Below are 22,745 nucleotides of genomic sequence, written 5' to 3'. Positions count from 1 at the left end.
TCTATATGCGTGCAACCATCAAAGATGTGGCTAAATTAGCTGGTGTCTCGCCATCTACAGTTACTCGTGTCATTCAAAATAGCTCTGCCATTAGCCAAAAAACGAAAGACTTGGTTAGGAAAGCCATGGCGGATCTCAACTACCATCCAAACCTCAACGCTCGAAGCCTAGTTTCTAGCTATACACAGGTTATCGGACTGGTTTTGCCAGATGACTCGGATGTTTTCTATCAAAACCCCTTCTTCCCTACTGCCTTACGAGGAATTTCTCAAGTTGCAGCAGATCATAATTATGCCATCCAAATCTCCACAGGAAAGAATGAAGAACAACGTCTAGAAGCGATTTCTCAGATGGTCTACGGCAAACGAGTGGACGGCCTCATCTTCCTCTATTCCAAGCCCGACGATCCATTGGTACAATTGGCTATCCAACACAAATTCCCCTTCCTCATTCTTGGTAAGGCGGATTCTCCATTCATATCACTAGTTGATAATGATAATATCCAGGCCGGCTTTGAAGCTACCAACTACTTCATCAATAAAGGTTACAAAAACATTGCCTTCGTCGCTGGTAACAAAGAGTTGGTCGTATCTCAAGACCGTTATACAGGTTACAAGAACGCCCTTAAATCACACAATATTCCCCTGGATGAAAACAAGGTCAAGTTTGTGTCTGGCTTCCTTCTCGAAGACAGTGCCTATAAAATTTCTAAGAAATTACTCAAACAAGACCTGGATGCAATCGTCACAACCGACACTTCCGTTGCCGAAGGTGTTGTCAAATATCTCAACGAAGTCGGAGTTAAACTTCCTATCATTTCTTTCGACTCCGTCAAGCCAAAACTAGATATTGAAGCCTACGTTGACGTCCACGCTATTAAACTAGGACGTGTCGCATTCAACACTCTGCACCAAATCATCAATGACAACAAGGAAGACAAGCAAGTCTGCTACCGACGTGTCATTCCACATACCATTACCGAACTCTAACTTAGAAAGGAGCCTTTTGGCTCATGGCATTACGACAATTCCAAGCATTCCTTGATGATGTAGCAACTATTCGCTTGGTCATGGAAAAACGATTCGACTCCGAACATATGAGCTTCTCACTCGAATCAAATGATGCTACGTCTCAACTTTTTATCCATTCCTGTCTAGAAGTAGATAATCTCGTTATCTATTATCTAACCAGCCTCCATGCATTGACATTGGACAAGGACTATACCATCTACGACCAGGACCGTAATAAAGCTGAACTCGGCTATGGTCATATCGTTCGCTCTACACTTTTTGAACAAAGTTATACATACAATGGGCAAGACTTGGGAGCAACCTATCGACCAGAGGCAACAACCTTTAAGTTATGGGCACCTATTTCTAAGCAAGTTTTTCTTGTTCTAGAAGGAAACCCACGTGCAATGACTAAGGGAGCAAAAGGAGTTTGGGAAATTACTGTTGAAGGAGACCTAGAAGCGCACAGCTATCACTATCTCCACAAAGTAAACGGTGAATGGATTTCCGTTCACGATCCCTACGCCCTGTCTTCCACAGCCAACTCAGGTGACAGCTACGTTATCAATCCAGATAAACTTCATAAAATCCGTCGTGCTAAGACCCAACAACCTATCTCTCAGGCCATTATCTATGAAATGAGCGTCCGTGATTTCTCATGGCAAAAAGAAGCTGGTTTCAAGCATCGCAGTCAATTTCTCGGATTGACAGAGTCTCCTATCATGGATGGAATGAAGCTAGGAATGGATTACATCAGAGAACTAGGCGTTACCCATATTCAATTATTGCCTGTTTATGATTTTGGCAGTGTGGATGAAAATAAACCCCAAGCTGTTTACAACTGGGGCTACGACCCTATGCAATACAATCTGCCAGAAGGTTCCTATTCTAGCCAACCAAATGATCCTTACGCACGTATTCTAGAGCTACAAGAAGCTATTCAGGCCTACCATGATGCAGATATTTCCGTTATTATGGACGTTGTTTACAACCACGTCTATCATGCTGAAAAGTACGCATTTGAGCTTATCGTTCCAGGCTACTTCTATCGCTATGATGACCACGGCATGCGAACAGACGGGACATTCTGCGGTAACGACGTTGCCAGCGAGCGCAGTATGGTCCGCAACTACATCAAACAATCCCTTCGCCAATGGCTAGAACTCTATGGTTTTGATGGCTTCCGTTTCGACCTTATGGGTATTTTAGATAGCGAAACAATCAACCAGATTCAAACTGAATTATCTGCCATTCACCCAAATGTCTACCTCTATGGCGAAGGCTGGAAAATGGCAACAGGCCTCGAATTTGAAAAGCTGGCTCACCAGTATAATGCAGAGCATTTACCTGAAATCAGCTTCTTCAATGACGATTACCGTGATACCTTTAAGAAACTCTTGCTCAATCCAAACCGTCTAGTAGATAAGCAATTGCACGAAAAGGTACAACATCTCCTGACTGGTAGCCGATTAAGCCATTTCTTAACGCCTCAACAGTCCCTCAACTACATCGAATGCCATGATAATGCTACAGCATTTGACTATTTCCATATTGAGAATCCAAACTGGACACCTCAACAGCAGAAACGTGCTGCAAGTTTTGGTCTCCAGCTCATCTTAATCTCTCAGGGTATGGCCTTCATTCACAGCGGACAGGAATTTTTCCGTACAAAAGATGAAATAGATAATACTTACAATGTCCCTGACCGTATCAACCGTCTGGACTGGACACGAGCTATTCGCTATAAGGAACATATCGAATTCATTCAGGAATTAATTACCTTCCGCAAAAATAATCCAATACTCAGCCAGGATAACTACGAAAGTATCCAAGAAACTTGTGATTTCTACTGGTTAACTGAATATGTTCTTCGCTATCAAGTGACAAGTGAAGAAAAGACCATTCAATTTATCATCAACTTTGCGGATAGCGACTTTACCTATGAACGTGAAAAAAATAAGACAGTTCTCTACAACTATCCTCCAGTCGAAGAGTGTGATCAGCAAAAAATCACAATTGCAGGACAGAGTATTTGCATTTTAGAAGACAAATAGGACTTTAGACCGATGAAACACGATATAGTCTGAGGTATACTATAGTCAATCCTAAATATTTTTCATAATCTCCTTAAAACTCACTGGTCACGCTGGTGAGTTTTTTTGTGTGACAAAAAAACAACCCAGCATAAAGCTGAGTTGAGGCTCTTTACATCAATTCCATTATCTTCCGACCAATGCGTTCAATGTCATTCTGCATCCCTCTAAGTTCAAAGGTGTCTATAACAGGAAAATTAAATCGCTCAGCATATTGCTTAGCAGTCAGACAATATTGGTTGTTGAAATTCCGATTGCCTGAGCCAACGACACCCAGACAGAGCTCTGCATTTGTCCCCAAAGCGATAAAATCTCCAAGAGGATTGGTCAGAATTTCCACATCTCCGTTGTCCACTCCATTTCCACCTTCTAAGTAGGTTGGTAAAAAGGCGACAAAGGGTGCATCTAGCTGATAGAAAGGAATATCCTGCTTGACCAAATCTTTAACATGGACCAGTTCAATCTCCCAGTCAGTTTGAAATTGGAAAAAGGACTTTAGGCGTTTCACAAAACTTTCTGTATTGCCACTCAAACTAATGTAAACCAAATATATTTTCTTCTTCATACATTTCCTCTTTATAATAAAAACACTACATGTAGACTGTAAATACTATTTTACTCCTACATGTAGTGTTTGTCAATCAGTCACTTTCCACAAACCGACCAATAATATTGACGTTGTCAGCTACCGATACAAAGGCTTCGGGGTCTGCCTTTTTCATAATATGCTTGAAATCATTGAACTCTGCACGAGTGATGATGGTAATGAGAATCGTCTTTTGCTCATGGTTATAAGCACCCTCAGCACCGTTGATAATGGTCACACCGCGATTGAGCTTCTTATGGATTTTCTTAATGACTCGTTCAGGATGATTGGTAATAATCATGGCCTGCATCCGTTTTTGTTTCACGAAAATCGCATCTGTCATGCGACTGGAAATAAACAGCGCAACCATTGAATACAGGGCATATTGCCAGCCAAAGGTCATCCCTGCAATCAACATAATCATAATGTTGACAATCAAGGAAATGGAGCCAACTTGACGTCCCGTCTTCTTGCGAATAATAATAGAGACAATATCAGTACCACCACTAGATACATTGTTCCTAAGCGCAAAGCCAATCCCAGTTCCCAGCATGAGACCACCGAAAATAGCATTGACTAACGGATCCGTCGTCAGGGTAACTGGCGGCATAAATTGGATAAAGAAAGAACTGAAGGATACCGTAATAAAGGTAAAGATAGTAAATTTATAACCAATTTTATACCAGGCTAAGATAAGCAAGGGGATGTTCAGACCGTAGTAGACCACCGCAATCGGTACATTCCAACCAGCGTAAGAAGCTGCCAGAGCAGAAACAATTTGTGCAAGACCAGTAACTCCAGACGAATAGACATTCCCTGGTCTAAAGAAAAAATTGACTGCAATACTAGATAGGAGTCCATAAATAATGGACCCCGATATCCGTTCAGCATATTTTTCCCGAGAAATTCCCAAAATGACCGACCAAAACTTATTCTTTCTGGCCTTTCTTAAAAAGCGTACACGCTGTTTTCTGAAAAATTTATTCATTTTCAAGTGTAATGTCTAAAGCTAATTCCTCTAATTGAGCTGACGCAACCGTACTTGGTGCCTGTGTCATCGGATCAGATGCCTTGTTATTCTTCGGAAAGGCGATAACTTCACGAATGTTATCCTCACCAGCCAATAACATGACAAAGCGGTCCAAACCGATAGCCAATCCACCGTGTGGTGGGAAGCCGTAGTCCATAGCTTCAAGCAAGAAACCAAACTGCTCATGCGCATCTTCAGGTGAGAAACCAAGAGCCTTGAACATCCGTTCTTGCATGTCTTTTTGGTTGATACGAAGGCTACCGCCACCCAATTCATAACCATTCAAAACAATATCGTAGGCAACTGCACGCACTTGCGCCAAATCACCATCCAAATGATGAGCTGTTTCTTCTGTCGGCAAAGTGAATGGGTGGTGGGCACTCATGTAGCGACCTTCTTCTTCCGACCACTCAAACATTGGCCAGTCTACAATCCAGAGGAAGTTGAATTTTCTTTCGTCAATCAAACCTTGCTCTTTTGCCAAGCGGTTACGCAAAGCTCCCAAGGTATTATTGGCTACTTCCAATTCATCCGCCACAAAGAGGACCAGGTCCTTATCTTCAAGTTGTAAACTTGCTGTCAACTTATCTGTAATACCTGTCAAGAACTTAGCAACTGGACCCGCTAATTCTCCCTTGTCTACTTTCACCCAAGCAAGTCCCTTGGCACCAAATTGTTTGGCGTATTCTGTTAATTTATCAATGTCTTTACGTGAGTAGCTATCCGCCGCACCCTTGACTACAATGGCTTTGACAACTGGTGCTCCTGAGAAGACTTTGAAGTCAACTTCCTTGACAAGTTCTGTCAAGTCTTGCAAAAGCATCTCAAAACGAGTATCTGGTTTGTCTGAACCATAGAAGTTCATAGCATGGTCATAGGCCATACGAGGGAATGGCAAGGTCACATCGATTCCTTTGGTATCTTTCAAGACCTTAGCAATCAAGCCTTCTACGATGTCTTGGATTTCAACTTCATTCAAGAATGAGGTTTCCAAGTCCACCTGTGTAAACTCAGGTTGACGGTCTCCACGCAAGTCCTCATCACGGAAACACTTAACGATTTGGTAGTAACGGTCGAAACCGGCGTTCATCAAAAGCTGCTTAGTAATCTGTGGACTTTGTGGCAATGCATAGAAATGACCTTTTGACACACGAGATGGCACCAAGTAGTCGCGTGCACCTTCTGGTGTTGACTTAGTCAACATTGGCGTCTCCACATCAATAAATTCCAAGTCATCCAGATAATTGCGAATGCTGTGGGTTACAGCTGCACGTAATTTGAAGTTGTTGAGCATTTCTGGACGGCGAAGATCCAAATAACGGTAACGAAGACGGGTATCATCACTAGCTTCAATGCCATCCTTGATTTCAAACGGAGTTGTCTTAGCCGTGTTCAACACTGTCAAGCTGGTTACTTGCAGTTCAACAGCTCCTGTCGGGATATTGTCGTTAGCTTGTTCACGCTCCACAACCGTTCCTGTTACTTCGATAACAAACTCGGAACGAAGACTCTCCGCTTTTGCCATCACTTCAGCTTCAACTGACTCAGGGTTAATCACCAATTGCATAATACCTTCACGGTCACGCAAGTCAATGAAAATCAGACCACCCAAGTCACGACGACGGCCAACCCAACCTTTCAAAGTAATTTCCTGTCCGACATGTTCTTTACGAACACGTCCAGCGTACATAGAACGTTTCATTTTCTTCCTCTTTTACTGATTTTATACCTATTCATTCTACCATAAAATGGCTGATTTTTGGGGGAAATTGCCGAGAAAAATCTAAGAAACTGTATTCACCGTCCAGCAGACCTATCTTAGACTTTTTATTCAGATACTCAGCCTTATTTTTTCTAAAAATACAGGCCGTATTCCTTCAAAAAACGATCTCTTATATGACATTACTTGTGAAAAAAACCAGCCTTAAACGACTGGTTTAGTATAAAGCATATCTAAATGAGGAATACCGTCCTCTAAATAGACTTCTGAAACTGGCTCAAAACCTAACGAACTATAGAACTTTTCTAAATGGGCTTGGGCACCGATTTTAATCTGACTTTCTTTCCATTCGTTTGTAATAAAGTGAATTGCCTGCCCCATCATTGGTCGACCTAAACCTTTGCCACGATGACTTGACTTGATGACCACACGACCGATGGAAACTTCATCATAACTTAGACCAGCTGGCAAGATTCTCAAGTAAGCCACTAACTCTCCTTCATCAGTTCCCAAAAGATGAAGACAGTTTGGATCCTTTCCATCAACTTCAGGATAGGGACAGGCCTGTTCAACAACAAAGACATCAACTCTCAGTGTCAAGATACCGTAAAGTTCCTGTAAACTTAATTGGTCAAATGCTTTTATTTCCCACTGCATAGCTTCCTCCTAGGGCAAGATGTTGCCTGCACTTTTATATATTTCGTACCATTCTGGCCGAGTCAAGGTAATCTCACTAGCTTGTGCAATCTTGGTCAAACGTTCTGGATTCATGGACCCAACAATGGTTTGAATCTTAGCTGGATGACGCAAAATCCAAGCCACGACAATTGTTTCATGTGAAACATTGTATCGCTCTGCTATTTCCCCAATCGTTTGATTTAAAAGAGCATAATCTGGATGATTGGCAAAAATACCTCGTTGCAAATCAATCAAGAAAGGAGACCAGGCTTGGATAGTGATTTTTTTAAGCTGGCAATAATCAATCAGCCCACCATCACGCATAGTTGCAGCATCATCTTTCATATTGACATGTAGTCCGGCATCAATCAAAGGCGTGTGAGCAGGAGATAGCTGCAATTGATTAACTGCAAGCGATTGATCGAGATAGGATTGCAATAACTCCATTTGGTAAATGTTTTGGTTGCTGACGCCGAAATGATGAACCTTCCCTGCTTTTTTCAAGAGATAAAAGGCTTCTGCCACTTCCTCTGCTTCCATCAGAGCATCCGGACGGTGTAAGGCGAGAACATCCAAATAATCTGTATCCAAGCGCTTCAAAATCCCATCTACAGATTCCAAAATATACTCTTTTGAGAAATCAAAATAGCCTTTACGAATGCCACATTTTGATTGGAGAAGCATGTCCTCACGTTTCAATCCTGCCAATTTTGCTCCCTGAGCAAAACGGATTTCTGACTCACCTCCACCATAAATATCTGCATGATCGAAAAAGTTGATTCCCTACCCAACGACTGTATCTAACACTTTAGCAGTTTCCTGCTCTGTCAAACTAGCCATTCGCATACAGCCTAAAGCAATTCGAGAAACCTGTAAACCTGTCTGTCCTAATTCTTGCATATGTCTTCTCCTTGTAAGCGTTTTTCTTCTATTCATTATAACAGAAAAGGGAGCGGGACAGAACTCGAAAATAAAAAGAGTTCGTCGTCTCGCCCCCACACAGTTGATTAGGTCAGATTTGAAGTGTGCAACACGAATTGCTGAGATTTGCTGTGCAAATCTTATCTCCAACCTCTAACAATCTCCCAGATTGTTAGAGCCAATCAACCACTGTGCTGAGATGTTGACACTAGCTTTGAGAAGTGGCATTCAACCTCCTAGTTAAAACCATAAATTCTTTTCGCGATTTTATAAACGGCATTGGAAATTTTTCGGCCTGGATAACCGTATAGGTTAGTTAATTGCCCGAGTAACCCTTTTCGAACGATTTTAAAGAGAGCCGGATTGTTATCACGAATATAGTGCCATAATTCCTGCTTTTTCATCATATGCTCAGCTGTTCCAGCACGATTGAGAAGGGCACAGGAGATAATGGTCGTAATCTCCATATGATTGAGCAAATAACTCCGTAAATCAGGATTGTCAATCGCCTCCAAGTCTAAATTATCTACCAAAATTCGATTGACTTTTAACTGCTGGTCAATGCGCTTAATCATGACGGATTCATTGACAGACTGGTCATTTCGCCCAATAAAGTAACGATAAAAATCTACTGGCAGATAGAACATGGTTTTCACAGCCTGTAAAGGGGTAAACACGAAAATATTATCCACATAGAAAGTATGCTCTGGTAAAATGAGACCAACCTCACGCAATAAATCTGTCCTGTAAATCAAGGAATGCATCATCATGTATTGACCCTTGGAAAAGGCACCTACATCCTCCCAACCGAAGATACGGTTCTCAGGTAGAGTGGATTGATAAGACATGGATTTTTTACGAGATTGTCCCTCTTTTTCGTAAACAAAATTGGAAATGAAGGCATCAACAGGTGTATTTGCTTCTTCTAAATCCTGTAAACTTTCCAAAATCTTCAAATAGGCCCTGGTATCAACCCAGTCATCTGAATCCACGACTTTAAAGTACTTACCCTTGGCCTCACGTATCCCTGTATTTACAGCTCCGCCATGGCCCTTATTGTCCTGATAGATGGCACGTACGTTTGAAAATTGATTCTCTAGTCCCTCTGCGATTTCCTGAGTCCGATCGGTCGACCCGTCGTTAACAATCAGAATTTCAACCTTGTCACCACCCATTACAAGGGAATGAACACAGTAATGAAGGTAGGCCTCCGAATTATAACTCGGAATGGCAATGCTTAGTAAGGTCATCTTTCTCTCCATTTGACACAATTTGTTACTATTTTATCACATTTTCAGGAAAGTTACTGAGTATTTTTGTTTGTAAAAACAGACCTGCTCGGATAGTTACTACGGTATAACTTATTCACAGCTTGTGGATAAGTCGTGGATTTTTTCAACAATCTGTGGAAAACTATTGGACAAAATCTTTTTCTGTTTTAATCTCTAGTTTTTCCACATCTCGACCTTGACTCCGTTTTATAATCACATCAAGATAATCAGCCAAGAAACTTCTCGGTGATGCCGCTTGCAAGGTCTGATAGACTTGGCTTGGAAATACCGTCTCATCAAGCCAAGTCTGGTCCAATTTTTCTCCTGAAAAATAAGCACGATTGGCTGGCATGATAAATTGTGAAATAGCATCTGCCGTCTCGCCATCATACCACCGTTCATCGTTCAACACATTGTGGACCATGATGTCGCTGGTATTGTCAAAGACGATTTGTAAGTAGCTTAGGTGATTCTGCAAATTTGGATTACTAGGTTGGTGCTTTTCTGTCCACGAAGCCATATCAAGTTGAGTTTTTTGATAGTGAATGCTTGCATCATCAAGGATCAATTGGCCGATAATAGCTGGGTAAATAGAAAATGCTCCATTGACCACTTCAGTATAGCTGACTTGTCCCAAGTCTTCTTCGACAATATTCTGAGAATGAGTGTGTCCCGAAAAACCAAATTGAATGCCATATTGATTGAACAAGGCCTTCAAATCGGCAGCATTATCCAAAGTATAGCCTTTTGAGAGCATGGCATGCTGTTGCAAGACATTGTGATGGACAACAGGTATCAAGCTCACTCCAGCTTCCTTGGCTGCCTGAAGCTGTACATCTATCCAATCCAAGGTCTCTTTTTTGATACGTCCATTGGTTGGAGGAGCTCCTTTGCCGTAGCCGTCAGAGTAGATGTTACTGTCTATCATCAGAAACCATGCATTTGAAAATGGCTTGGCCAGATAGCTCAATGAGGCTTGATCACGACTGCTGGCTTGTTGATAGCCATGATTGTCAAATGTATCTGAAAATTGCTGGGCGGTGACCTGATCCGTCACTATCTGCTGATCTCCCTTAAAGGCCCTAGCCCAGCCACTGGCAATATCATGGTTGCCAGGAATGACCAAAACCTCCGTTCCTTTTTCTTCAATCTGGGTAAAATACTGCGCCAATTCAACCATGCTCTGCTTTTCACCATTGAGAGTCAAATCCCCACTGACTAGTAACAAGGACGGTTGCTCACGCTCAACCCGCTCAACCAAGGCCTCCATCCGCTCTTTTCCATAACGTAAATCCTTGCCAGCAGCTGTTTTTTCGATATAAGAAAAAGCCTCTCCATCATCAAATAAATCCTGTGATAAATAATGCAAATCTGTGATAATCCAAATTTTATCTTGGTCTCTTAATTCAGCCTCGACATAGGATTGCTGACGCTGGCCAGCAATAGCAGACCAAATCAAAACAATGACTGCAATAGCTCCTAACAATAATACTATTTTCTTCTTCATACCTTAAAAGTATATCATCTTAGATGAACAGCGACAACACAGAAAGAGGAGTTAGACTGTAGCTAACTCCTCATATTAAAATTTATTTCTTAGCAAATCCAGCTGCTTGTTCACCAGCCTGACGACCAAATACGATGATGTCTGCTACAGCATTACCACCAATACGGTTTTGACCATGAACACCACCAGTTACTTCACCAGCAGCATAAAGACCAGAAATTGCTGAACCATCTGTTTTCAATACTTCAGTATTGGTATTGATTTTCACACCACCCATTGTATGGTGAACACCAGGTGCAACTTTAATCGCGTGGTAAGAACCAGTATTCAAAGCATGGTCCATACCTGATGTACGACCAAATGCCGCATCATTCTTATCTGCTACAGCCTTGTTCCAAGTATCAAGCGTTGTTTGAAGTGTATCCGCAGGTAGGTCAATTTCTTTAGCCAAATCTGCAAGTGTAGCACCCGTTTTTACAAGACCTTTTTCTTCGTATTGAGCAATAGCTTTCACACGATCTTTCAAGGCATCATCAAAGATAACATAAGCATAGTTTGGCTTCAAGCTATTGATAGCCGCAGAAACTTTATCACGAGTTTCCAATTCGTTAACAAAACGCTCACCTTTTGAGTTGACAAGGATAGCACCTTCGCCACGAACTGCTTCTGTAATCAAGTAAGAAGTTTCTTGCTCAACACTTGGGTGAATTTGGATTTGTTCCATATCAACAGTTGCTGCACCTTCTGATTCAGCAAGTGCAATACCGTCACCTGTTGAACCTTCTTGGTTAGTTGTAACATAACCTTTCAATGCTGGGTTTAATTTAGCAACCATTTCCAAATCAGCACCGAAACCACCAGTTGCCAATACAACTGCTTTAGCTGAGATTTTCTTAGTTTCACCAGCAATCTTCACTTCAACACCTGTCACAGCCCCATCCTTGTCTTGGAGTTTTTTAACATCTGCATTGACAAAAATTGGTACTTTACGTTCAACAAGATTGTGGTAAAGACCATTTACTAAGTAGCCACCAACAGCTGAACCATCTGCTGGACGGTGGGTACGTTTCTCACTCATACCACCAGTTGTAGTAAGGTTGCTAAGAGTAATTCCCATTCCATCCAACCAGTCAATTGCACTAGCAGAGTTATCTACAAGATAACGAAGTAATTCAGGACTATTTGTTCCCTTACCGCCTTTAAGTGTTTCTTCATAGAACTTATCGTTTGTATCAGCAATACCTTCCGCTTCTTGGAATTTAGTCTGTGAAGCATTCATACCAGCTGATGATTTAGCCGTATTACCACCGATAACAGGCATTTTTTCCAAGAGAGCAACACTAGCGCCAGCATCTTTAGCTGATATAGCTGCCGACATCCCTGCACCACCTGAACCAACTACGATAACATCATAGCTATCTTTCAACTCAGATGGATCTGTATATTCTTTCACAGATGCACCTGAAACAGCCTCTTCTGAAGAAGATGTAGTAGACGATGAAGAAGTTGCAGTTTTGTCAGATTTTCCTCCACACGCTACCAAAAACACAACAGCAAGTAGACTCATTAGTAAGCCTAACCAAGCTTTCTTTTTCATGATAAACCTCCAATTTTTATCTGATATTAGTATTATACAAGATTGTGAAATGTTTTTCAATTTGTTTTGAAATATTTTCACAAACATGAACAAAAAATGTATGATTCAAACATCACACATTTTATATAGCTATTACTGCCCTTGAAGAGATAAAAAGCTCGCTATTTCGGATATTGTTACTTGGCTCCCTTTACGAAGTATTCCAGATAATTTACCAGATTTATAATAGGTTAAGCTAGGAACCGTAGCAAGACCTTGACTCTGTCGAAATTGTTGTATTTTTCCTGTCGGATCCGACTCGCTATCTAAATAGTAGATAGTCGCATGTGATTGCTCTACCGCCTCTGTTAATTTAGGAACAAAGTCACGACAATAAGGGCATGTCTCACGACCTATGTATAATATAAATTCTTCCTCGTTTTGGATTTTTTGCTCCACTTCATCTATCGAAATAGCCTGATAACTCTTTACAGCCTTCACGTAGTCTGATTCATCTGGTGCAGCCGCTGATTGAGATAGAAAGAATGCCCCACCTACGACAAAAATAGTCAATACCACTAGCAAAGAATACTTACGCCACATAATCCCTCCTCAAATACAGACAAAAAGCCCTTGTAAATAGGGCTTTTAAAATATCGATACAAATCTTAGAGCATTTTGTTGTAGAATTCTACGACAAGAGCTTCGTTGATTTCTGGGTTGATTTCGTCGCGTTCTGGCAAGCGAGTCAATGAACCTTCAAGCTTTTCAGCATCGAATGATACGAAAGCTGGACGACCAAGAGTTGCTTCAACAGCTTCAAGGATAGCTGGAACTTTGATTGACTTCTCACGAACTGAGATAACTTGACCAACTTCAACGCGGTATGAAGGAATATCAACGCGTTTGCCGTCAACAAGGATATGACCGTGGTTTACGAATTGACGTGCTTGACGACGAGTAGTTGCCAAACCAAGACGGTAAACTACGTTGTCCAAACGACGCTCCAAAAGAAGCATGAAGTTGAAACCAAGAGTACCTTGTTTGATTTTAGTAGCTTGTACGAACAAGTTACGGAATTGTTTTTCACCCAAACCGTAAGAGAAACGCAATTTTTGTTTCTCAGCCAATTGCAAACCGTATTCTGACAATTTAGAACGGTTGTTTGGTCCGTGTTGACCTGGTACGTAGTTACGACGTGCCAATTCTTTACCTGTACCTGTCAATGACAAGCCAAGACGACGAGCTTGTTTCCAAGATGGTCCTGTATAACGTGACATTTGTTATGTCCTCCTAAAATAAAATATAAAAATTATTTGTAGGAAATAACGTTTTAAGCAAACCTGATTCGTGCAGGAGGCCTTCATCGAAACAGCAACGATTACTCTTCTTGCTGACCTTCTGTTGACGAGCTTCATTTTGCCCTGCTGTTATTTCGCACAAAGATTAGTATAGCACAAAAAAAAGGCTATGTAAAGCCTTTTTCATCGATTAGTCCAAATAATGAATCAAAATCTTTTCTGTCAAAATGTCTGAGTAAGTATAAGATTCTACAAAGGTATTGTTTGGATCTTCAAATTCAACGATAAACAAAGATTGATAAACTTCTGTAATCCGACCTTGCTTATTCTTCTCACGCTTACGACCATTCTCAAGAGTCAACTCGACAATTTGTCCCTCGTGGTCTTTAATGTCTTGTTTGATTTGCTTCATCTTAGCAACATCTGTAAATGCATCACTCATTCTCTATCCATCCTCTCTCTTGGAAATACTTGCAAATTTATTGTATTCTTTTTGGAACATGAGTTCCACGGTACCACGCGCACCGGAACGGTTTTTCTCGATGATGACTTCAACCGTATTATTGGGAATGCCACCGTCTTCCTGCTCACCGCGCTCATAGTAATCATCACGATACAAGAAGGCAACGATATCCGCATCCTGCTCGATAGACCCAGATTCACGAATATCAGACAGAACAGGTCTCTTATCCTGACGTTGCTCAACTCCACGAGACAACTGACTGAGGGCGATAACTGGTACTTTCAATTCCTTGGCCAAAATTTTCAACTGACGGGAAATCTCAGAAACCTCTTGTTGCCGATTTTCCCGACCTGTTCCTGTAATCAACTGAAGATAGTCAATCAAAATCAAGCCCAAGTTTCCAGTTTCCTGAGCCAACTTGCGTGACCGCGAACGAATCTCTGTAATCTTGATACCTGGTGTATCATCAATGTAGATGCTTGCCCGAGCCAAATTAGCCTGAGCCACCATGTACTTATTCCACTCTTCCTGCGTCAAATGACCCGTACGAATAGAACGCGAGTTAATGACCCCCTCAGAAGCGAGCATACGGTCAACCAAGCTCTCTGCACCCATCTCCAAAGAGAAGATGGCAACGGTCAAACCCAGTTTTGTACCAATATTTTGCGCAATATTGAGGGCAAAAGCTGTCTTACCAACCGCAGGACGAGCCGCAAGAATAATCAACTCTTCCTCATGCAGACCCGTTGTCATGGCATCAAGAGCAGGATAACCAGTTGCAATCCCTGTAATATCCGACGTCTGCTTAGCACGAGTTTCAAGGTTGTCAAAGTTGATATTCAAGACATCATCAATCCGCTTGAAACCACTTCGACTGGCTCCCTCACTGACATCAATCAAAGCTTTTTCAGCATTGGCAATAATGTCATCTGAACCATCCGCACCCTCATAAGCCTGATTAACTGCATCCGTCAAACGGGCAATCAGTTTACGGAGATTAGACTTTTCAGCAACAATCTTGGCATAGAATTCCGCATTGGCTGCCGTCGGCACGGAACTAATGATTTCAGCCAAATAGGCCAAGCCACCAATATTTTCCAAATCACCATGGTTCACTAAATAGTTACGCATGGTAGTCGCATCAATTGCCTCATTTCTATCAGAAAGAGCAATCATAGCTTTAAAAATTAGCTTATGAGCATGTTTGAAAAAATCTTCAGCTTCGATGTATTCACGAACGAAGACCAGCTTGCCTTCATCAAGGAAAATAGCTCCTAATACCGATTGTTCAGCTAGAATATCCTGCGGTTGCACCCGCAATTCATCCAACTCTGCCAAGATCTCACCTCCTCACTGGCTAGATAAATAATTAAGCTTCCTTAATACTCAAATTAATGATGCCTGTTACATCTTGATAGATTTTAACTGGTACATCAATGAGACCAATCGCACGAATTGGGTGATCCAGCTGAATATGGCGTTTATCAATCTTGATGCCAAATTGCTTGTCCAATTCTTCAGCAATTTTCTTGCTGGTAATAGAACCAAAGGTACGACCATCTGGACCAACTTTTTCGACAAATTTCACTAAAGTAGCTTCCTCAGCCAGCTTAGCCTTGATAGCCTCTGCTTCTGCAATCATCTCTGCATGAGCCTTTTCCTTAGATTTTTCCTGACCACGAAGGGCGCTGATCGCTTGGTTTGTTGCTTCCTTAGCCAAATTTTTCTTGATCAAGAAATTTTGGGCGTAACCTGTTGGAACTTCCTTAATCTCACCCTTTTTACCTTGACCTTTAACATCTGCTAAAAAGATTACTTTCATATCTGTTCTCCTAATTTCCATTTATTTCTTCGCGGATTTTATCCGTCAACTTTTCACATACTTCTGCGATTGTCTGGTCATATACCTGAGCGGCAGCTAGGTTAAAGTGGCCACCTCCACCCATTTCCTCCATAATGCGTTGAACATTGATCTTACTATGACTCCTTGCAGAAATAGATACATACCCTTTGGTATTTCTTGTTATAACAAATACCGCCTCAATTCCTGCCATGTCCAATATTGTATTGGCAGCCTTGCTCGGAATAATATTATCGTATTCTTTAGTATCATCTGCACACGCAATAACAACATTGGACTCAATTCTCTGCCCACTTAAAATCAGTTCATTGATTTGACGATATTCCTCAAAATCTGTCGCAGCAATCTGCTGAATTTCCAAGCTATCGCTACCACGAGTCCGCAAGTAACTAGCCACATCAAAAGTACGACTGGTCACACGAGATGTGAAATTTTTTGTATCAAGCATAATCCCAGCCATCAATAAACTAGATTGAATGCGATTAAGCTTATGGTGTTTGTCATTCTGGAACTGAATTAATTCCGTTACTAACTCACTCGCAGAACTAGCACCACTCTCTATATAAGTCAAAACTGCGTTATTTGGGAAATCTGTATCGCGACGATGATGATCAACCACCACAACCTGGGTAAATTGTTCATAGAAATCCTTATCCAAAGTCAAGCCAATCTTTGAATGATCTACCATGATTAACAACGACTGGAAAGTGACCATCTTCATGGCTTCCTCAACCGTTAGCAAATTAGAACAATTTTCATCACTCAACTTCTTGATGGCACGTGCAATATCTGGTGCTATTTCATCTGGATTATACACCGTATAGGCATTGTTCATAATATTTTGAGCAAAGTACTGCATACCGACCGCGGAGCCAAGCGCGTCCATATCTAAATTACGATGTCCCACCACAAAAACAGCATCAACCGATTTGAGTTTATCTGATACAGCAGTCATCATAGCACGAGTCCGCGTACGTGTTCGTTTAACGGAAGAAGCCGAGCCACCGCCAAAGAAAAGTGGCTGCTTACTCTCATCATTTTCCTTGACCACAACCTGGTCTCCACCACGAACCTCAGCCATATTGAGATTTTGGAGCGCAACCTGTCCGATTTGGTGATGATTTTCATTACCATACGCCAATCCCATACTCAAAGTCAAACCTAAATCTAACTTTTTAGCCTCCTCGCGGAACTTATCAATAACTGAAAACTTATTCTCTATCAATTTTTCCAACACAGCATAATCTGTAAAGAAATAGAATCGATCCATTGTGCCGCGTCGGTAGTAGATACCGTAATCGTGGCAAAATTCCGAAACAAATTGAGCCAAGAAGGAATTGACTTGGCTGATTTGAGAATCTGTTACAGCATCCTCAAGCTCATCATAGTTATCAACTGAAATAATCCCTATAACAGGACGGCTTCCGATCAAACTATTTGTCGCTGAATACTCTGTTGACGCATCAAAAAAGTAAAATAACCCTTGATCAAAATCAACGTTAACAGCGTATCTCTTGCCTGAAAAGTTCGCATAAATTCGCTCCTCATCCAGACCAACGTCAATAATTTCACGTAGTTTTTTTTGATCAAACTCACCATTTTCTTGAGCAAAAATCAGCTCAGCAAAGGGATTAAACCATTCTACCTGATTACTATCTGGTCGAACTTTGATAACTCCCACTGGCATTTTATCCAAGAGCATCATCAAACCAGAATTGGCCTGATTATTGAGATATTCAATCTGTTCTAGCTCACTAAATTCATAAGAATGTTTTTGATAAATAAACAGCGCAATCAACACCAATAGGCTGATGAGTAGCGCGAAAACTGTACTGGCACCAATTGGAAAAAGTCGGTGGACAAGAGCCACCAACCCAAATAAAATGACACCTATCATGACAAAGTGAATTGTCGAAAATCGAAATCTTTTCATCACTAACCTCTGCCTGCCATTCTACCATAAATTCAGTAAAAAAGCTACTTTTCACATGATTTTAAAGTAGTTGACATATAGCTGACATACAGCGAAAAGAACAGCCTTAGTGACTGTCCTTTGATTTGTTTTTAGCAATGGAACGACTGCGTCCTTCCAAGTAGACCATAAGAATGGAGATGTCTGCTGGATTGACACCGGAAATCCGACTAGCCTGGCCAATGGTTTCTGGTGAAATCAGCTTGAATTTCTGGCGAGCCTCGGTCGCTATGGAGTCAATATCATCCCAGTCGATGTCGGCTGGAATACGCTTTTCTTCCATGCGTTTCATCTTCTCCACCTGATCCAAGGCCTTGGCAATATAACCCTCGTACTTGACCTCTGTTTCAATCAATTCAATGGTCTTGGCATCCAAATCCTCTGCCGCGGGACCGATAAAGGCCACCGCATCTGCGTAAGTCACATCTGGACGGCGCATGAATTCCTTGGCGGTCAAAGCGTCTGTCAAGGGCTTGAAGCCCATAGCAACAACTTTTTCGTTGGTTTCCTTGATTGGCTTGAGTTTGATAGATTCCAAGCGTTTCATTTCATTGTCAAATTGATTTTTGTGAATCTGGAAAACCTGCCAGCGTTCATCATCCACCAAGCCAACCTGACGACCGATTTCAGTCAGACGCATATCGGCATTGTCATGACGCAGAATCAAGCGGTATTCTGCCCGACTGGTCAAGAGGCGGTAAGGCTCCACCGTTCCCTTGGTCACTAGGTCATCAATCATAACACCAATGTAGCCGTCGCTTCGTTTCAAAATTAACTCAGGCTTACCCTGTACCTTAAGGGCTGCATTGATACCAGCGACAATTCCCTGACCTGCTGCTTCTTCATAACCTGATGTTCCGTTGGTCTGACCTGCTGTAAAGAGCCCAGAAATCTTCTTAGTTTCCAGCGTCGCCCGCAATTGATGAGGCATAACCATATCGTACTCAATGGCATAGCCCGTCCGCATCATCTGAGCATTTTCCAAGCCTTTAATGGAGTGGATCAAGTCCTGCTGCACATCTTCTGGCAGACTGGTTGACAGCCCTTGGACATAGATTTCATCTGTATTGCGACCTTCTGGCTCTAGGAAAAGCTGGTGGCGTTCCTTGTCGGCAAAGCGTACAATCTTGTCCTCAATAGACGGACAGTAACGGGGCCCAATCCCTTTGACAATGCCTGAGAACATAGGCGCCCGATGAAGATTGCTGTTGATAATCTCATGGCTGGTCGCGTTGGTGTAGGTCAGCCAGCAAGGGATCTGGTCCTGCAAATAATCCTCGTCCTTGGACAAGAATGAAAAGTGATTTGGCTTTTCATCGCCTGGTTGAATCTCGGTTTCGTCGTAATTAATGGTGCGAGCATTGACACGAGGTGGTGTCCCTGTCTTGAAACGACCGATTTCAAGTCCCAATTCTTTCAGATTATCCGCCAGCGTGATAGAAGCTAGGCTATTGTTAGGGCCTGACGAATACTTGAGATCTCCGATGATAATCTCGCCACGCAGGGCCGTTCCCGTCGTCACTACAACCGCCTTGGCTGAGAATTTCTGATTGGTGGCCGTGCGAACACCGATAACCTTACCATCCTCCACCAAAATCTCATCAATCATGGTTTGACGCAGGGTCAGATTTTCCTGACGCTCCACCGTCCGCTTCATCTCCGCTGCGTACTCTGCCTTGTCCGCCTGAGCCCGCAAGGCACGTACAGCTGGCCCCTTGCCCATATTAAGCATTTTCATCTGAATATAGGTCTTGTCAATGTTGCGACCCATTTCGCCACCCAGGGCATCGATTTCCCTTACCACAATACCCTTGGCAGAGCCACCAATGGAGGGATTACATGGCATAAAAGCCACCATATCCAAGTTAATCGTCGCAAGCAGGGTCTTACAGCCCATTCGGCTGGCTGCCAAGCCTGCTTCTACACCCGCATGCCCCGCCCCGATCACGATGACATCGTAGTTTTCTGCAAATGTGTGTGTCATTTTTATTTCTCCTTTATGTTCATGATGTGTTTGACTTGCCCATTCAAATTTGGCAATTCTTGAGCCAGAAAGGCTGGTACGACATCTAGGTTGACAAGCTTGTCAAGTTCAATCCATTCACAAACTTGTTTCAAGTTATCTTCAATCATCTCCTTAGGCATTTCTCCAATAGGATCGACGATAAAATGAAACTCGATGTTGTGAAAACCTATATCTTCATGTGTAAACTGATTTTCAACGACAAAGGCTAGTTGGTTGACACGGCTGTCAACCCTTAATTCTTCTTTGACTTCCCGAGCAACCGCATCTTGCGCCGTTTCATTGACTGCAATCGCACCACCAATGGTATAATAACGCCCCTTAGCGTCCTTCGTGAGAAATATTTTCCCATCTTTTATGAGTAATGCAGTCGCACGAATACCGAAGACCTGATTGTCAATTCTGGTTCTGAAATCCATTCTTCCTTCTCTTTTCTAAAATTTCTTCGAGATATGAAACTAAATTTTCCTTGTTTTCATCGCGACTAGTAAACCATAGATAATCAGTATGCTCTTCTGGATCAAGAAGAGTTGTTGGGGGTTGTTCAGGAAGTTTCACTTCATAGACCAGCCTCGTAAATACCGTCTGTTTCTCCTCATCAAACTGACTATCTTCATGGATAATGGTCAGATTTTCCTTGGCTATCGAAATGCCAGTTTCTTCATAACATTCTCGAACAGCGGCATCACGAGGTAATTCATTCTCCTCGACGCGACCACCTGGGATGTCCCAATACTGAGGAAAAACGTTGGGCTTGCCACGCTTAATCTGAGAACGCTGAATAATCAGGTGACTGTCTGCAACAGTCAGTAAAACATGGGCAATCAGTTTGACAGGCATGGTTCCTCCCTTTTTTCTAATTATCCTTATTGACAAAATGCTGCAATTGTCCCTTCCAGCCAGCTAGCTCCGTCTTGAGAAAAGCAGGATTGAGGTCAAGATTTTTCAAGTCTGTAAAAGCAATCCACTCACACTGGCGGATAGAATCACCTTCTTCCAGATAGGTAACTGGCTCAGACAGTGGGGTAACAAGGTAGAGAAATTCAATCTGATGATAGGATTTCTCCTGCAAGCTAAACTGATTTTCAACAATGAAAGCCAGCGGTCCAACCTCCACATCAATTCCAAGTTCTTCTCGCATTTCCCGTTGCACAGCCTCTTCAGTTGTTTCACCAAGTTGAATAGCACCACCCAAGGTATAGTAGTTCCCCTCCGGTGCCCTTATAAGAAATAGTTTTTCATCTTTTACTATCAATCCTGTCGCACGAACACCAAAGGACTGATTGCCTATCACTGTCCGAAAGTCCATCTTCTCTCCTCAATAGCAAAAAATAGCCAAAACTCTCGAAAACTGCAGGACAAAAAAGCCTACAATTCCCATGAGCTTTGACCATCATGATAATTGTTACTCTTATTCTATCAAAAGATTTGTAGAATTTCAAATCTAGTGTTACGCTAACGTTTCAATATATTCTAAGCCCCAAGCCTCAACAGCATCCAGTACCGAACGAAATTTTTCGCCCATCTCAGTCAAGCTATACTCTACACGAGGGGGGACTTCTGCATAGACCGTGCGACTAATAATGCGATCCTCCTCCAATTGTCTAAGGTGCCTTGTTAACATGGTTTGAGTAATACCTGGAATCAGTCGCTGTAATTCATTGAAGCGTTTCGTTCCTGTACTGAGTTGGTAGATAATCACCAATCCCCACTTACCAGTCAAGACTTTTTGTGTTGTTGCAAAAGGGCAAATACCATATTCACTAACTTTTTTCAAAAAAAATTCTCCTTTATTTATCACAATAGTATCACTTTTGATACCAACGAATGCAAAAGTACCTACTTGCATAATGGAATGCTTCAGCTATAATTGTACTATATCAAAAAAATTGGAGGACATCAAATGTCAACAAACTTGGAAATTTTTAATGCCTATAATAATGCTCTCATCGCTGGTGATTTTGCAGCTCTTTTTGAAACAATGGCTAATGACATTATCTGGCATCAACCCGGAAATCATTCAACATCTGGTGCTAAAATTGGTAAGGAAGTACTCGGAGCACATCTAGCAACTTTCGCCGAAAAAACAAATGGAACTTTCAAAGTAGTGACAAACTGGGTATCCGATAATGATACTCTTGTTGCCGCTAACGTAACATTCCTCGGTACTCGAACAGATGGTGAAGAACTAAACATGAATGGCATCGATCTTTTCCGTATGGAAGATGGCAAAATCAAGGAAGTTTGGCTCTTCTCAGCCGACCAAAAAGCCGAAGATGCTTTCTGGGGATAAGATAAAAAGCTTAGCATGAGGGTGCTAAGCTTTTATTATGGCTTCGAGCCAGTTTTTCTCGTAGAGAAAAACAAGAAAACCACCAGCTATGCTGGTGGCTGACAAGGCTTTGAGCTTCCATTTCTTTTTCCTGATATAATCTAATTGTTCAGGTTAGATAAAGGAGGAAAAAGAAATGGCTAAAACCAGTTACAGTTTATCACATACCAAATGGATGTGCAAATATCACATAGTTTTCACGCCTAAGTACCGTAGAAAATCCATTTACTACAAAATTAGACAGGACTTAATTGATATTTTCCGTCATCTATGTCAATACAAAGGCGTGGAAATCATTGAGGGACACATGATGCCAGACCATGTTCATATGCTTGTCTTGATACCTCCGAAACTTTCGATTTCCGATTTTATGGGATATTTGAAAAGCAAAAGTGCTCTAA

General features: G+C 41.9%; 22 protein-coding genes and 1 pseudogene. 4 read left to right on the top strand and 19 right to left on the bottom strand.

The annotated features are described in order from the left end of the window. The first annotated feature begins 5 nt into the window (after nucleotides 1-5). Together ODU39_RS00115 and pulA are read left to right on the top strand one after the other, a co-directional pair. Nucleotides 6-989, top strand: coding sequence for a LacI family DNA-binding transcriptional regulator (locus ODU39_RS00115; protein WP_002936122.1), 984 nt, complete (start codon nucleotides 6-8; stop codon nucleotides 987-989). 23 nt (nucleotides 990-1,012) lie between these two features. Beyond that, a complete protein-coding gene (gene pulA, locus ODU39_RS00110; protein WP_398579589.1) occupies nucleotides 1,013-3,064 on the top strand; it encodes a type I pullulanase in 2,052 nt (683 codons plus the stop codon). A 151-nt stretch (nucleotides 3,065-3,215) separates the two neighbouring features. On the opposite strand, the gene nrdI is transcribed toward pulA, so the two are convergent. From nrdI to ODU39_RS00015, 19 genes and pseudogenes are all read right to left on the bottom strand, one after another. Further along, the gene (nrdI, locus tag ODU39_RS00105) at nucleotides 3,216-3,668 is read right to left on the bottom strand and encodes a class Ib ribonucleoside-diphosphate reductase assembly flavoprotein NrdI (RefSeq protein WP_009911016.1); all 453 of its coding nucleotides are present in this window, start codon (nucleotides 3,666-3,668) and stop codon (nucleotides 3,216-3,218) included. Nucleotides 3,669-3,744: 76 nt separating this feature from the next. After that, on the bottom strand, nucleotides 3,745-4,683 hold the full coding sequence (locus ODU39_RS00100; RefSeq protein ID WP_398578138.1) for a YitT family protein: 939 nt from the start codon (nucleotides 4,681-4,683) through the stop codon (nucleotides 3,745-3,747). After that, nucleotides 4,670-6,421, bottom strand: coding sequence for an aspartate--tRNA ligase (gene aspS, locus ODU39_RS00095; protein WP_398579588.1), 1,752 nt, complete (start codon nucleotides 6,419-6,421; stop codon nucleotides 4,670-4,672). Before aspS ends, ODU39_RS00100 begins: the two co-directional genes overlap by 14 nt. A 222-nt stretch (nucleotides 6,422-6,643) precedes the next feature. After that, nucleotides 6,644-7,096, bottom strand: a complete 453-nt coding sequence (locus ODU39_RS00090; RefSeq protein WP_099809737.1) for a GNAT family N-acetyltransferase — start codon at nucleotides 7,094-7,096, stop codon at nucleotides 6,644-6,646. A gap of 9 nt (nucleotides 7,097-7,105) precedes the next feature. Then, a pseudogene (locus ODU39_RS00085) lies at nucleotides 7,106-8,017 on the bottom strand (aldo/keto reductase family oxidoreductase). 257 nt (nucleotides 8,018-8,274) lie between these two features. Next, a complete protein-coding gene (locus tag ODU39_RS00080) occupies nucleotides 8,275-9,288 on the bottom strand; it encodes a glycosyltransferase family 2 protein (protein WP_398579587.1) in 1,014 nt (337 codons plus the stop codon). A gap of 163 nt (nucleotides 9,289-9,451) precedes the next feature. Next, the gene (locus ODU39_RS00075) at nucleotides 9,452-10,816 is read right to left on the bottom strand and encodes a metallophosphoesterase (RefSeq protein ID WP_398579586.1); all 1,365 of its coding nucleotides are present in this window, start codon (nucleotides 10,814-10,816) and stop codon (nucleotides 9,452-9,454) included. 82 nt (nucleotides 10,817-10,898) lie between these two features. After that, entirely contained in the window at nucleotides 10,899-12,413 is a 1,515-nt protein-coding gene (locus tag ODU39_RS00070; protein WP_398579585.1) for a flavocytochrome c, read from the bottom strand. 132 nt (nucleotides 12,414-12,545) lie between these two features. Then, nucleotides 12,546-12,995: a thioredoxin gene (locus ODU39_RS00065; protein WP_398579584.1), complete on the bottom strand. Its 450-nt coding sequence runs from the start codon at nucleotides 12,993-12,995 to the stop codon at nucleotides 12,546-12,548. 65 nt (nucleotides 12,996-13,060) lie between these two features. Continuing rightward, entirely contained in the window at nucleotides 13,061-13,672 is a 612-nt protein-coding gene (gene rpsD, locus ODU39_RS00060) for a 30S ribosomal protein S4 (RefSeq protein WP_002938227.1), read from the bottom strand. Nucleotides 13,673-13,883: 211 nt separating this feature from the next. Continuing rightward, nucleotides 13,884-14,135 (bottom strand): Veg family protein, encoded by a 252-nt coding sequence (locus ODU39_RS00055; RefSeq protein WP_044754895.1) that lies wholly within the window; start codon nucleotides 14,133-14,135, stop codon nucleotides 13,884-13,886. Nucleotides 14,136-14,138: 3 nt separating this feature from the next. After that, a complete protein-coding gene (gene dnaB / locus ODU39_RS00050) occupies nucleotides 14,139-15,494 on the bottom strand; it encodes a replicative DNA helicase (RefSeq protein ID WP_029179684.1) in 1,356 nt (451 codons plus the stop codon). Nucleotides 15,495-15,525: 31 nt separating this feature from the next. Further along, complete coding sequence (rplI, locus tag ODU39_RS00045; protein WP_012775408.1) at nucleotides 15,526-15,978, bottom strand: 50S ribosomal protein L9; 453 nt, start codon at nucleotides 15,976-15,978, stop codon at nucleotides 15,526-15,528. 10 nt (nucleotides 15,979-15,988) lie between these two features. Continuing rightward, nucleotides 15,989-17,950 (bottom strand): DHH family phosphoesterase, encoded by a 1,962-nt coding sequence (locus ODU39_RS00040; RefSeq protein ID WP_398579583.1) that lies wholly within the window; start codon nucleotides 17,948-17,950, stop codon nucleotides 15,989-15,991. Nucleotides 17,951-18,056: 106 nt separating this feature from the next. After that, entirely contained in the window at nucleotides 18,057-19,973 is a 1,917-nt protein-coding gene (gene mnmG, locus ODU39_RS00035; RefSeq protein WP_398579582.1) for a tRNA uridine-5-carboxymethylaminomethyl(34) synthesis enzyme MnmG, read from the bottom strand. Between the two features lie 2 nt (nucleotides 19,974-19,975). Further along, nucleotides 19,976-20,431 carry an NUDIX hydrolase gene (locus ODU39_RS00030; protein WP_136670904.1) on the bottom strand — a complete coding sequence of 152 codons (456 nt, stop codon included), beginning with the start codon at nucleotides 20,429-20,431 and terminating at the stop codon, nucleotides 19,976-19,978. Next, on the bottom strand, nucleotides 20,409-20,852 hold the full coding sequence (locus ODU39_RS00025; protein WP_136670903.1) for an NUDIX hydrolase: 444 nt from the start codon (nucleotides 20,850-20,852) through the stop codon (nucleotides 20,409-20,411). Before ODU39_RS00025 ends, ODU39_RS00030 begins: the two co-directional genes overlap by 23 nt. A gap of 16 nt (nucleotides 20,853-20,868) precedes the next feature. Next, nucleotides 20,869-21,321: an NUDIX hydrolase gene (locus tag ODU39_RS00020; RefSeq protein ID WP_136670902.1), complete on the bottom strand. Its 453-nt coding sequence runs from the start codon at nucleotides 21,319-21,321 to the stop codon at nucleotides 20,869-20,871. A gap of 141 nt (nucleotides 21,322-21,462) precedes the next feature. Beyond that, nucleotides 21,463-21,789: a helix-turn-helix domain-containing protein gene (locus tag ODU39_RS00015; protein ID WP_014638837.1), complete on the bottom strand. Its 327-nt coding sequence runs from the start codon at nucleotides 21,787-21,789 to the stop codon at nucleotides 21,463-21,465. Nucleotides 21,790-21,915: 126 nt separating this feature from the next. On the opposite strand from ODU39_RS00015, the gene ODU39_RS00010 reads away from it, so the two are divergent. Beyond that, complete coding sequence (locus tag ODU39_RS00010; protein ID WP_024389859.1) at nucleotides 21,916-22,305, top strand: nuclear transport factor 2 family protein; 390 nt, start codon at nucleotides 21,916-21,918, stop codon at nucleotides 22,303-22,305. A 175-nt stretch (nucleotides 22,306-22,480) separates the two neighbouring features. Beyond that, on the top strand, nucleotides 22,481-22,745 hold a 265-nt coding region (tnpA, locus tag ODU39_RS00005), incomplete at its 3' end, for an IS200/IS605 family transposase (protein WP_398579581.1).

The organism is Streptococcus sp. 2021WUSS126, assembly GCF_044427255.1.
GTDB lineage: Bacteria > Bacillota > Bacilli > Lactobacillales > Streptococcaceae > Streptococcus > Streptococcus hashimotonensis.
Note: the sequence above shows the minus strand (reverse complement) of the source record. Positions and strands in the feature narration are given on the sequence as shown.